At 72.2% G+C, this 12,001-nt stretch carries 14 protein-coding genes; 3 read left to right on the top strand and 11 right to left on the bottom strand.

Annotated features, from left to right (window positions below; all coding sequences use genetic code 11):
- Positions 1-162 precede the first annotated feature (162 nt).
- From ABZ860_RS35525 to ABZ860_RS35480, 10 genes are all read right to left on the bottom strand, one after another.
- Positions 163-1,074: a LysR family transcriptional regulator gene (locus ABZ860_RS35525; RefSeq protein WP_357228983.1), complete on the bottom strand. Its 912-nt coding sequence runs from the start codon at positions 1,072-1,074 to the stop codon at positions 163-165.
- Positions 1,075-1,125: 51 nt separating this feature from the next.
- Positions 1,126-1,752, bottom strand: a complete 627-nt coding sequence (locus ABZ860_RS35520; protein ID WP_357228980.1) for a TetR/AcrR family transcriptional regulator — start codon at positions 1,750-1,752, stop codon at positions 1,126-1,128.
- Positions 1,753-1,922: 170 nt separating this feature from the next.
- On the bottom strand, positions 1,923-2,777 hold the full coding sequence (locus ABZ860_RS35515; protein ID WP_357228978.1) for an amidohydrolase family protein: 855 nt from the start codon (positions 2,775-2,777) through the stop codon (positions 1,923-1,925).
- Positions 2,774-3,889: a nickel pincer cofactor biosynthesis protein LarC gene (gene larC, locus ABZ860_RS35510; RefSeq protein WP_357228976.1), complete on the bottom strand. Its 1,116-nt coding sequence runs from the start codon at positions 3,887-3,889 to the stop codon at positions 2,774-2,776. Before larC ends, ABZ860_RS35515 begins: the two co-directional genes overlap by 4 nt.
- Positions 3,886-4,551, bottom strand: coding sequence for a nickel pincer cofactor biosynthesis protein LarB (gene larB, locus ABZ860_RS35505; RefSeq protein WP_357228974.1), 666 nt, complete (start codon positions 4,549-4,551; stop codon positions 3,886-3,888). The genes larC and larB overlap by 4 nt, the downstream gene beginning before the upstream one ends.
- The gene (locus ABZ860_RS35500) at positions 4,548-4,970 is read right to left on the bottom strand and encodes an RbsD/FucU family protein (RefSeq protein ID WP_357228972.1); all 423 of its coding nucleotides are present in this window, start codon (positions 4,968-4,970) and stop codon (positions 4,548-4,550) included. The genes larB and ABZ860_RS35500 overlap by 4 nt, the downstream gene beginning before the upstream one ends.
- A 2-nt stretch (positions 4,971-4,972) precedes the next feature.
- A complete protein-coding gene (gene larA / locus ABZ860_RS35495; protein WP_357228970.1) occupies positions 4,973-6,229 on the bottom strand; it encodes a nickel-dependent lactate racemase in 1,257 nt (418 codons plus the stop codon).
- Positions 6,219-7,133: an aldo/keto reductase gene (locus ABZ860_RS35490; protein ID WP_357228968.1), complete on the bottom strand. Its 915-nt coding sequence runs from the start codon at positions 7,131-7,133 to the stop codon at positions 6,219-6,221. The genes larA and ABZ860_RS35490 overlap by 11 nt, the downstream gene beginning before the upstream one ends.
- The gene (locus ABZ860_RS35485) at positions 7,130-7,867 is read right to left on the bottom strand and encodes an SDR family oxidoreductase (protein WP_357228966.1); all 738 of its coding nucleotides are present in this window, start codon (positions 7,865-7,867) and stop codon (positions 7,130-7,132) included. The genes ABZ860_RS35490 and ABZ860_RS35485 overlap by 4 nt, the downstream gene beginning before the upstream one ends.
- Positions 7,864-8,712 carry a fumarylacetoacetate hydrolase family protein gene (locus ABZ860_RS35480; protein WP_357228963.1) on the bottom strand — a complete coding sequence of 283 codons (849 nt, stop codon included), beginning with the start codon at positions 8,710-8,712 and terminating at the stop codon, positions 7,864-7,866. Before ABZ860_RS35480 ends, ABZ860_RS35485 begins: the two co-directional genes overlap by 4 nt.
- Positions 8,713-8,875: 163 nt before the next feature.
- On the opposite strand from ABZ860_RS35480, the gene ABZ860_RS35475 reads away from it, so the two are divergent.
- From ABZ860_RS35475 to larE, 3 genes are read left to right on the top strand one after another with little or no spacing between them, the layout of a single operon-like run.
- On the top strand, positions 8,876-10,168 hold the full coding sequence (locus ABZ860_RS35475; RefSeq protein ID WP_357228961.1) for an L-fuconate dehydratase: 1,293 nt from the start codon (positions 8,876-8,878) through the stop codon (positions 10,166-10,168).
- A 1-nt stretch (position 10,169) separates the two neighbouring features.
- On the top strand, positions 10,170-10,880 hold the full coding sequence (locus ABZ860_RS35470) for a FadR/GntR family transcriptional regulator (protein WP_357228958.1): 711 nt from the start codon (positions 10,170-10,172) through the stop codon (positions 10,878-10,880).
- Positions 10,873-11,748, top strand: coding sequence for an ATP-dependent sacrificial sulfur transferase LarE (larE, locus tag ABZ860_RS35465; RefSeq protein ID WP_357228955.1), 876 nt, complete (start codon positions 10,873-10,875; stop codon positions 11,746-11,748). The genes ABZ860_RS35470 and larE overlap by 8 nt, the downstream gene beginning before the upstream one ends.
- A 120-nt stretch (positions 11,749-11,868) precedes the next feature.
- Here larE and ABZ860_RS35460 read toward each other — a convergent pair whose 3' ends face one another.
- A complete protein-coding gene (locus ABZ860_RS35460) occupies positions 11,869-11,991 on the bottom strand; it encodes an RICIN domain-containing protein (protein ID WP_357229119.1) in 123 nt (40 codons plus the stop codon).
- Positions 11,992-12,001: the final 10 nt, after the last annotated feature.

Below are 12,001 nucleotides of genomic sequence, written 5' to 3'. Positions count from 1 at the left end.
CCTCTTCACGGCTGGCTAGTAGACGATCGGTCGTCTATCCGTAAGTGAAGTTAGGCAGCCGACGAGGAGAAGTCAAAGCCGGGCCGGGACCGGAATCCTCCTAGCTGATAGGCAGAACCTCCTAGCAGTGACGCGCAAGGAGGTCCGGCGGGTCGAGAGCGGTCAGCGCCGGTGCGGGTCGTCCTCGGGCAGCCAGGCGTCCGCGCCGTGGATGCCGAAGTCGTCGTCGGGACGCAGGGCCCGCACGACGTCCAGCACCGAGGTGCGGTCCTCACCGCGCCGCCACACCAGCGACCAGGTCCAGTACACCTCCGGCGCGACGACCTGCCGCCGCACCAGGTCCGGCGGCAGCGGCGCGGTCTGACCCTTAGGCGAGTTGATGACCGGACGGCGGCAGCGACGCACGTGGTCGAAGAACGCCGGGCCGGTGATGCCGCCGTCGGAGATGCGCACCGCGCGGGCCCCGGTCCGGCCGGCCAGCTCCTCGGCGTAGACGTTCCACGACGACCAGGAGGTGAGGTCGTCGTCGAGCAGGACGCCGGTCTCCGCGGCGGGAACGTCACCGGTGTCCTGGCCGGTGGCCACCGCGTACAGCCGGTCGGCGCCGATGAGCTGCGCGCGCAGGCCACGTTGCTCCAGGTCGCGGCCGCGCACCCAGCACACGGCGAGATCGAGACCGCCGTCGGCGACCCGGGCGACCTGGGTGTGCGAGGGCGCGACCCAGGCGTCGACGTGCACCTGGGCCACCGCCGCCGTGCGGGCGCCCAGGTCCGGCGGGAGCCAGTTCACGTAGCCGAGCCGGACCGGCTCCGAGCCGGACAGCCGGCGGGCCCGGTGCCGCAGCTCGTCGGCGCGCTCCACCAGGGCCCGCGCGTCGGCCAGCAGCGCGGCCCCGGCCGGGGTGAGGGACACCGACCGGCGATCCCGGTCGAACAGGCGCACGCCCAGATCACGTTCCAGCGCCTTGATCTGCTGGGACAGCGAAGGCCCGGCGATCAGCATCCGGCCGGCGGCGCGGCCGAAGTTCAGCTCCTCGGCGACCGCGACGAAGTATCGCAGTTGGCGCAGCTCCACACCGTCATGCTACTGAGGCCGGTGAGAGGCTACGCCTACCAGCGGGGGAGGTCAGAGGCCGACGGCCACCTCACCGGGCGCCGGCGCGTCGGCGCCGAGCAGCGCCAGGCAGCCGGCCCACAGGGCCCCCATCCGCTGCGGGTCGTTGTAGAGCTTGGCGAACAGCACCTGCCCCTCCAGCTGCGCCACCACCGACCGTGCGGCCTGCCGGGTGTCGGTCACCCTGGCCTCTCCCCTGGCGACGGCCTCGACGATGACGGCCTCGATCATCTCGACGTGCGCGTCGAAGATCTCCTGCAGCCGCGCGCGGATGGCCTCGGTCTGGTTGCTCAGCTCCAGCGTCAGGTTGCCGAACAGGCACCCCGCGACGCTGCCGCAGCTGCGCTGCCCGCTGCGGATGGTGGCCTCCGTCGCCTCGAACAACTGGCGCAGCCGCTGCAACGGCGGCGCCTGACCGGCCAGGATCCGCTTCCAGTCGCGCTCCTGGGCGGCCCAGTGCTCGTCGATCACCGCCAGAGCCAGCGCCTCCTTGGAGGCGAAGAAGTAGTAAAAGCTGCCTTTGGGCACGCCGGCCGCCTTGCAGATCTCGGCCACACCCAGGGCGGAGTAGCCGCGCAACTCGATGAGCGACCGCGCCGCGTCGAGGATCTTCTCCTTGGCATCGCTGGTCCGTCCCATACCACGAGTGTACGACCGGTCGTCTAGTAGAGATCCGACCGGGCGCACGTGCGTTCGAGCGCGAGGCGAGTGCCGCGCTCGTGGCGGCCGCTCAGGATGTACACGTGCCGATCTGCGCAGAGCTCGTCCTGCGGAATCCCCTCACCGGAGCCGTCGTACGGGGGCTGCGTTCACCCGTCCAAACGGTAGGTCCGTGCTGCCGTCGCTCCCAGTACGGCGTCGCGTTCGGCATTCGACAGTCCGGCGTGGACGAGCAGCTCCCGCACGGTCTCGGCCCAGGTGGGCAGAGAGCCCGCGAGCAGGCAGACCGGCCAGTCGGAGCCGAACATCAGACGCTCGGGTCCGAACGCGTCGAGCGCGACGGCGGTGTAGGGCTTCAGGGCCACCGCGTCCCAGTCGTCCCAGGTCGCTTCCGTGATCAGGCCGGAGAGCTTGGCGGTCACGTTCGGCTCGGCGGCGAGCTCACCGATCAGGCCGGCCCAGGGTTCGAGCTCTCCGGACGCGATCGGCGGTTTGGCCAGGTGGTCCAGGACGAAGTTCAGTTCGGGCACGGCCCGGACGGTCTCGATCGCGGCGGGCAGCTGGTGGGGCAGGACGAGCAGGTCGTAGACGAGCCCGGCCGCCGCCACCTGCCGCAGCCCCCGGCGTACCTCGTCACGGGTCAGCCATCGCGGGTCGGGCTCGCCCTGGACGAGGTGACGGATGCCGCGCAGCAGGTGCCCACCGGGCGACGCGGCCAGCGCGGCGAGCTCGTCGGCGAGGTCGGGCCTGGTCAGGTCGGCCCAGCCCACCACTCCGGCCACGGTCCCGGTCTCGGCGGCCGACGCCAGGAACTCTCGCGTCTCCTGCGCGTCCGGCAGGACCTGAACCAGGACGGACTTGCCGATTCCCGCACGCGCCGCGGTGGAGGCGTGGTCGGAGAGGGTGAAGTCCCGGCGGATGGGCGCCATCTCCGGCGGCTCCAGCCACGGCTGCGGGCGCCGGGACAGATCCCACACGTGATGGTGTGCGTCGATGTAGGTCACAGCGCGTCAAGAGCCTCTCGTGAAAGTTCTCGCAGGGATTTCCCGGTCGTCTCGGCGAGACGGACCAGGTCGTCGTGCTCGGGCTTGGCGCCCCACGGCCCGTGCTTGATCCGTACGGGCTGACCGTGCAGTTCCACCGTCTCGAAGTGCCGGGGCAGCGCGACCTTGTCGACCATGACGCGCCGCAGTCCGAGGCTGCCCGTCTCCGTGAAGAGCAGCTGCTGCAGAGGGTCGGCCAGCTCGGGGGCGGCCAGGACGTGCAGGATGTGCGCGGGGCGGCCCTTCTTCATGACAGCCGGCGTGATCCAGGCGTCGGCGGCGCCCGCGCGAAGAGCGCGTTCGATGACGTGTCCCAGCACCTCACCGGTGACATCGTCCAGGTTCGTCGAGAGGACGACCTGCCGGCCCAGGTCGTGGACGGGCGCGCCGAGGACGGCCACGGTCACGTTGGGCCGGTCGGGGAGAACGCGCGTGCCTGCGCCGTACCCCGTGGCCTGGAGCGTCATCTCCGGCGCCGGGCCGTAGACCGTGCCGGCGGCGCGGAGCAGCGCCGCGCCTGTGGGCGTGACCGCCTCTCCCGCCTCCCCGCCGCGCACTCGTGCGCCCTTGAGGAGCGCGAGCGTGGCGGGAGCCGGGACGGGCAGCACGCCGTGCCTGGTCTTCACCGTGCCGCCGCCCAACGGCAGCGGCGCCGAGTGGACCCGCGTCACACCGAGGTCGGCGAGCGCCGCCGCGCAGCCCACGATGTCGATCAACGCGTCATGCCCGCCGAGCTCGTGCAGGTGCACCTCGGCGGCCGGCACTCCGTGCAGGGCGCCCTCGACCTCGGCGATCGCGGTCAGCGCCGCCTCGGCGACCGGCAGGCCGGTCCTGGCCGCCATCGCGATGAGTGTCGAGGCGGGACGCTCGGTGGCATCGTCGGTCACCTCGACGCGAACGCGGGTGGCGGACAGCGCACCGGTGCGCACCCGTTCGGCCTCGAGCCGCCAGCCGGTCAGGCCCGTCGCGGCGACCGCCCGGCGTACGGCGTCCAGAGAGGCGCCCGCGTCCAGCAGCGCGCCGAGCAGCATGTCGCCCGCCACACCGGTGAACGGATTCAGGTAGAGGATCATCGTCGGATCCTCGTGAGGCGGTAGGCGGCGAGCGCGGCACCGAATCCGGAGTCGATGTTGACCACGGTCAGCCCCGCCGCGCACGAGGTGAGCATGGCCAGCAGGGCCGTCACGCCCTCCAGCGCGGCGCCGTATCCGGTGGAGGTGGGCACCGCGATCACGGGCGTCTCGACGAGACCGCCGACCACGCTGGCCAGCGCGCCCTCCATGCCAGCGACCACGATCACGCTGTCGGCCGCGCGCAGGTCGTCGGCGGCGGCGAGCACGCGGTGCAGCCCGGCCACCCCGACGTCCCTGACCACGATGGTCCGCAGGCCGAGCGCGGAGGCGACGGCCGCCGCCTCGGCCGCGACGGGGCCGTCCGCCGTTCCCGCCGTGACCACGGCCACCGTGTGCTCGACCGGCCGCGCCGGCCGCCAGACCAGCAGCCGGGCGTCCGGGTCGTACGCGCCGCCGGGGACGAGCGCGCGCACCTCGGCGGCCGGGTCCGGTTCGACCCGGGTGACCAGGACGGGGCCGCTGTTGCGGCCGAGCAGAGCGGTGACGATCCCGGCGATCTCGCTCACCCGCTTGCCCGGGCCGTACACCACTTCGGGCAGCCCCTGGCGCGCCTCCCGGTCCAGGTCGACGCGCGCGTAACCAAGATCCAGCGACCTGCTCATACCGGGACGATATATCCGACGGTCAGCAGAAGGTTGGCGTAGAGCCGGTCGTCGCCGGTCGCCACCGCGAACGCGACGTCCGGTTGTTTCGCGGCCTCGTAGAAGCCGGGCCGGTCCAACGCCTCGATGGACAGGTCCGGGCCGAGCAACTCCCGGTAGCGGGCGAGCACTTCGGGCTCGCCGCCCTCGTCGGGGCGCATCGAGTGCACCGACTCCAGCGGAACGGCGTCCACGAGCACCTCCAGGACGTCGTCCACGCGGACCATTCCGGGCCGGAGATTCAGGTGGATCACCGGGGCGCCCGGCCGCACGTTGGTGGCGTGGGCGTAGTTGGCGTCGGCGAGCAGGATGCGCGATCCGTGGCCGGTGGCCGCGAGCGCGGACAGCAGCGGCGGGTGGATCAGGGGGTAGCGGAGCACGGTCACTCTCCGGCGAGGTAAGGGATGGTCATGGGGCCTTCCGGCAGGACGCAGACCCGTCCGGGCAGGGCGCTGACCGTGGCGGCGATGTCGCCGGTCTGCTCCAGGTGGGCGGCGGCGAGCTCGGCGTCGCCCAGGTAGGACGTGTGCATGATCACATGGGCGTGCCGCTGGATGCGGGCCTGGATCTGGACCTGCCACTGGTCGGGCACGGTCTCGGTGCGGCGGGAGATCTCCTCGAACAGCGCCTCGGGAGAGGCGGCGGAGGTGAGCACGTCCCGGTAGGAGCCGTGGTCGGGGAAGCCGTCCCGGCACTCGGCGGCGCAGATGATGGTCCCGCCGGGTTTGACGACCTGGGCCGCGGCGCTCATCCCCTTGACCGACTGGTACAGGTTCTGGTCGAGCGGGAAACCGGCGTTCGTGGTGATGACCACGTCGAAGGGCTCGCGCACCGGGCGCATCGCGGCTGCGCGGGCGGCGGCCGTGGCGGCGGCGTGCATCGGCAGCAGGTCGCCGCCGAAGGCCCGCACGATTTTCTGTTCCCGGTTGAGCACGACGTCGAGGGCGAAGGTGACGCCGGTCGCGGCGGCGATGGCGCGGACGTCGTCGTGGACGGGATTGCCCTCGATGACACCCCAGGTGGCCCGGGGGTCGCCGATCCGGGCCGCGTCGTGCAGGGTGAGCACGGTCTCCAGGGCGGCGAGCCCGGGCGCGACCAGCTTCGGGCCGCCGGAGAACCCGGCGAAGAAGTGCGGCTCGACGAAGCCGGTCGTGATGCGCACGTCGGCGTCGGTCCACTCCCGGTTGAGCCAGACCGGTACGTCCTTGCCGTGGCGGCCCATCCACCTCAGTGACGAGGCGTCGCGCGCGTCGTGGTTGACGATCCGTACGGCGTCCACGATCTCGTCGCCGAACATCGCGCGCAGTTCGGCGTCCGTGTTGCCCCGGTGGGTGCCGGTGGCCACCAGGATCACGACGTCGCCGGTGTCGACGATCCCGTCGAGCTCGGCCAGGATCGCCGGGATCATCAGGTGCCGCGGCTGGGGTCTCGTGCCGTCGCAGGCGGAGATCGCCACCGTCTGGCCGGGGCGCACCCGCTCGCGCAGCGGCGGGCCCGCGACGGGTTCGCGCAGGGCCCGGCGCAGTTCGGCGGCCTCGTCCGTCACGGCGGGCCGGGCGACCGGCGCGATGACCGTGGTCCGGTCGTCCGGCAGCTCCACGGCCAGGCCCTCGGTGCCGTAGGCGAGGTCAACCCGCATGCTCGAGCTCCTCCCACAGGTCCTCGGGGATGGCGGAGGCGGCGAGGTCGAGGTCCTCGCGAATCTCCTCCGCGCTGCGCGCGCCGATCAGAACGGTGGTGACGGCCGGATGCCGGTGGGGGAAGCGCAGCGCCGCGGCGGGCAGCGGCACGCCGTGCGACGCGCAGATCCGCCCCAGCTCTCGGGCCCGCTCCAGCACGGCGGGCGGGGCGGTGTCGTAGTCGTAGGTGGTGCCGCCGGCGAGGATTCCGCTGTTGAAGACTCCGCCGGCGACGACGGCGACACCGCGCCGTTCGCATTCGGGCAGCAGTTCCTCGGCGGCGGAGCGGTCGAGCAGCGTGTAGCGTCCCGCGACCAGGACGGCGTCGAGATCGGTCTCGCGGACGAACCGGGTCAGCATCTCGGCCTGGTTCATCCCGGCGCCGATCGCGCCGATCACCCCCTGGTCGCGCAGCTCGGCCAGCGCCGGGTACGCCTGACCGGCGGCCTGCTCCCAGTAGTCGTCCGGGTCGTGGATGAACACCAGGTCGAACCGGTCGAGCCCGGTCCGCCTCAGACTGTCGTCCAGCGAGCGCAGCACCCCGTCGCGGCTGTAGTCCCGCACCCGCACCAAATCGGTGCGGCCGGGGAACCCCTCCTCCTCGCCCCGGCCGGGGACCAGCACCCGGCCCACCTTCGTGGACACCACCGCCTCGGCTGCGGCGTCTTCCGGCAGGCCGCGCAGGAATCGTCCGAGCCGCTCCTCGGCCAGGCCGGTCCCGTAGTGCGGGGCGGTGTCGAAGTAGCGGATCCCGGCCTGCCACGCGGCGGCCATCGCCTCCTCGGCCTGCTCCTCGCTCACCGGGGTGAACAGCCCGGCGAGCGGCGCGGTGCCGAGCCCGTACGGCCCGAGGGAGAGCCTCATGGCGTCACCGGCCGCAGCCGCAGTCCGGACATCCCGCCGTCCACCGCCAGCTCGATCCCGGCCGTCGAGCCCGCCCGCGGACTCGCGAGGTAGGCCACCGCATGGGCGACCTCCTGCGCCGTCACCAGGCGGCCGTGCGGCTGCCGCGCGCACAGCGCCGCCCGCTCTGCCTGCGGATCGGGGGCGGCGTCCAGCAGCCGCCCGACCCAGGGGGTGTCGACGGTGCCGGGGCTGACGCAGTTGACCCGGATGCCCTCGCGGATGTGGTCGGCCGCCATCGCCCGGGTCAGCGCCAGCACCGCCCCCTTGGACGCCGAATACAACGCGCGCTGCGGCAACCCGGCCGTGGCGGCGATCGAGCAGGTGTTCACGATCGCCGCGTGCGGCGACTCGCGCAGGTGCGGCAGCGCCGCCCTGCTCACGCGGGCGATGCCCACCACGTTCAGGTCGAGCACGCGCAGCCACTCGGCGTCGTCGTTGTCGGCCACCGTGCCCTGCGCGCCGATGCCCGCGTTGTTCACCAGCACGTCGATCCGGCCGTACCGATCCGCCACCGCCGCCACCGCCGCCCGCACCGACACGTCGTCGGTGACGTCACAGACGAACTCGGTGTCCTTCAGGTCCAGCACGGCGACCCGGGCACCGCGGGCGGCCAGCTCCTCGGCGACCGCCCGGCCGATGCCCGAGGCCCCTCCGGTGACGATCGCCACCAGACCGCCGAACTCCTCCGTCATGCCTGTCCCATTCGCTGGCGCTGGCGGCCCAGGCCGTCGATCTCCAGCTCCACCACGTCACCCTCCCGCAGGTAGGCCTGCGGGCCACGGCCCAGCGCCACCCCCGCCGGTGTGCCGGTGTTCACCACGTCGCCCGGCTCCAGCACCATGAACTGGCTGAGGTACCAGATCACGTGGTGCACCCCGAAGATCTGATTTTTGGTGTCGCCGTTCTGCCGCAGCTCCCCGTTCACCCACAGCCGCAACCCCAGCGTCTGCGGATCGCCGACCTCGTCCGCCGTCACCAGCCAGGGACCAAGCGGGTTGAACGTTTCACACGACTTGCCCTTGTCCCACTGGCCCCCACGCTCGTTCTGGAACTCCCGCTCCGACACGTCGTTGGCGATCGCATACCCCGCGATCACCTCCGCCGCCGCCTCAGGGGATTCCAGGTATCGCGCCGTACGGCCCAGGATCACCGCCAGCTCGACCTCGTAGTCGGTCTTCACGCTGCGCCGCGGCACCAGCACCTCGTCATCGGGCCCGATGATCGTGTTGGATGCCTTCATGAACACCACCGGCTCGGCGGGGATCGCCGCCCCCGTCTCCTCCGCGTGATCGGAGTAGTTGAGCCCGATACAGATGATCTTGCCGGGCCTGGCGACCGGCGCGCCCACCCGCTCATACGGCCCCACCTCGGGCAGCCCGCCCTCCGCCAGGGCCGTCCGCACCCGCTCGACGCCTCCACCCGAGAGGAACGCGCCATCGATGTCGGTGGTCAACGACGACAGGTCGAGAATCCGGCCGTCGGGCGCGAGCACGCAGGGCCGCTCCTCGCCAACCGGTCCCACTCTCAGCAGCTTCACGATCGCCTCTTCCGATATTCACCCGATCTATGAGCATGCCGAGCCTGCCACAAGAGTCAGCGGGAAGTAAAGCCACTGCCTGTTCTCAGCGAGTTCGGCTTGACCTGCCCCACTTCAAGCACGTACCGTCCAGGCCGTATTCATCGGATTAATTGGAGCCTCTATGCCGACCATCACCTCTGTGGACGTGATCGACGTCCGGTTCCCGACCTCCGCGACTCTCGACGGTTCGGACGCGATGAACCCGGACGGCGACTACTCCGCGGCGTACGTGGTGCTGGAAACCGACGATGGCGATCTGGCGGGGTATGGTCTGACGTTCACGATCGGGCGGGGCAACGACCTGTGTGTGGCCGCCGCCCGGCAGATCGGGGCGCGGCTGGCCGGACGCGACGTTGACGAGCTGGCCGGCGACCTCGGCGGGCTCTACCGCGAGATCATGGCCGACAGCCAGATGCGCTGGCTCGGGCCGGAGAAGGGCGTGGTGCACCTGTCCGCCGCGGGCGTCCTCAACGCGGCGTGGGACCTGGCGGCCCGCCGGGCCGGCAAACCCCTGTGGCGCTTCGTTGCCGACATGACGCCCGAGGAGCTGGTCGCGGCCTGCGACTTCCGTTACCTGTCCGACGTGCTGACCCCCGCCGAGGCCGTGGAGATGCTGGCCGCGCTCGCTCCCACCCGCGAGGAGCGGATCGCCGAGCTGGCCGAGCACGGCTATCCGGCCTACACCACCACCCCGGGCTGGCTCGGCTACGACGACGGAAAACTGCGCCGTCTGTGCCGCCAGGCCGTCGCCGACGGCTGGACCCATGTCAAGCTCAAGGTCGGCGCCAACGTGGAGGACGACGTCCGCCGCCTGTCGATCGCCCGGGAGGAGCTCGGCGACCGCACGCTGATGATCGACGCCAACCAGGTGTGGGACGTGCCCCAGGCCATCGAGTGGGTCAACCGGCTCGCGCCGTACGAGCCGCTGTGGATCGAGGAGCCGACCAGCCCCGACGACGTCCTCGGCCACGCGGCCATCCGTAAGGCGATCGCGCCCGTCGGCGTCGCCACCGGCGAGCACGCCCACAACCGGGTCATGTTCAAGCAGCTCCTGCAGGCCGGGGCGATCGACTTCTGCCAGATCGACTCCTGCCGGCTCGCGTCGGTCAACGAGATCGTCCCGGTGCTGCTCATGGCCGCAAAGTACGGCGTGCCCGTCTGCCCCCACGCGGGCGGCGTCGGCCTGTGCGAGCTGGTCCAGCACATGGCCGTGGTCGACTACGTGTGCGTGAGCGGCAGCCTGGAGAGCCGCGTGCTGGAATACGTCGACCACCTGCACGAGCACTTCACCGACCCCGTCCGCATCGAAGGCGGCCGCTACCGCCTGCCCGAGGCGCCCGGATACAGTGCCCGCATGTACCCCGAATCGGTCGCCGCCCACCGCTACCCCGACGGCGACGCCTGGAGGCGATGACGTGGGCGCTGTCGAGACGGTCATCGACACGATCAAGCAGATGATCATCGATGGCCAACTGCGCCCCGGCCAGCGGCTCCCGATCGAGAAGGACCTGGCCGAGCAGCTCGGCGTCGCCCGCAACACCCTCCGGGAGGCGGTGCGCGCACTGACCGCGATGCGGGTCCTGCAGACGCGGCAGGGCGACGGCACCTACGTCACCAGCCTGTCCCCCGGCCTGCTGCTCGACGGGATGAGCTTCGTCGCCGACCTCCACCACGGCGAGGAGGCCGGGCACTTCCTGCACATGCGCAGATTGCTGGAGCCCGAGGCCACGGCCCTCGCCGCGCCGAGGATTCCCGAACCCGACCTGGCCCGGCTGGGCCACCTGCTCGACGAGGCCGAGCGCCTGGCCGACAAGGACCCGGTGGACCACGAAGCGCTCGTCGCCCTCGACCACGACTTCCACACCCTGATCGCCTCGCACTGCGGCAACCCCGTGCTCGCCGCCGTCATCCAGAACATGTCCGGCCGCACCGTGCGGGCGAGGATCTGGCGCGGTATGACCGAACCCGGCGCGATCCAGCGCACGCTGGCCGAGCATCGGGCCGTGTACCGCGCCCTGCTGGGCCGGGACCCCGAACGAGCCCGCCTCTACGCCGCCATGCACGTGCTCGGCGTCGAGGAGAGCCTGACCGGCATGCGCTCGTTCGGAGGTGCCGGCGGTGAGTGACCTTCCCGCTTCCGCGACACCGAGGACGGGCGCGGCGACCGGCGCGGACGCGGTGGTGACGAGTGCCGCCATGGACCGGCTGACGGCCCGGCTGCGCCAGGAGAGCGCCCTCGTCGTCGCCTATTCCGGCGGCGCCGACTCGGCGCTCCTCGCGTTCGCCGCCTCCCGGGTGCTCGGCACGCGGGTCCTGGCCGTCACCGCGGTCTCCCCCAGCCTGGCCGCCTCCGAACGTGCCGCGGCCCGCGGTTTCGCCCGGCAGTACGGCGTGCCGCACCTGGAGGTGTGCACCGACGAGGCCGACCGGCCCGAATACGCCGCCAACGGCCCCGACCGCTGCTACCACTGCAAGTCGGCGCTGTTCGACGCCCTCGCCCCGCTGGCGGCCGCCATGGATGCGCGGATCGCCCTGGGCACCAACCTCGACGACCTCGGCGACCACCGGCCCGGACAGCGGGCCGCGGCCGAGCGCGGAGCCGTCGCCCCGCTCGTCGACGCCGGTCTGACCAAGGCGGACGTCCGCGCGCTCAGCCACGAGCTCGGGCTGGTCACGGCGGACAAGCCCGCCGCGCCCTGCCTGGCCTCCCGGGTGAGCTACGGCGACTCGGTCACTCCCGAGGTCTTGAAGAGGATCGAGGAGGCCGAGGCCGCGCTCCGCCGCCTCGGCTTCGCCGTCTGCCGTGTCCGCGCGCACGCTCAGGGCACGCTCGCCCGTGTGGAGGTGCCCGCCGCCGACATCCCCCGCGCCGGCGAGCTGCGCGAGCACATCGACAAGGCCGTACGCGGAGCGGGCTTCACCTTCTGTTCGCTCGACCTGGCCGGCTTCGCCTCCGGACGCCTCAACGCGCTGCTCCCGCTGATCGTCGAGTAGGACGGCCCGGCTCCAGTAGGGGCCAGGTGGCGACTTCCCCGCGCGATCGTGCCGCCGCCGCTGAGGCGGCGAGCCGCGCGGCCCGGGTGCTCGCAGCATGCGGGCCGCGCGGCGAATGGTTCAGACCGCGGTGATGGTCCACTGGTTGTTGGTGTTGCTGTTGGGCGTCCACATGCCGACGGCGGAGCCGGCGGTGGTGTAGCCCATGCCGTCGAGGGACGTCCCGGTGCCGCGGTTGACGATCTGGTAGCGG

The organism is Microbispora sp. NPDC046973, from assembly GCF_040644495.1.
Lineage (GTDB): Bacteria > Actinomycetota > Actinomycetes > Streptosporangiales > Streptosporangiaceae > Microbispora.
Note: the sequence above shows the minus strand (reverse complement) of the source record. Positions and strands in the feature narration are given on the sequence as shown.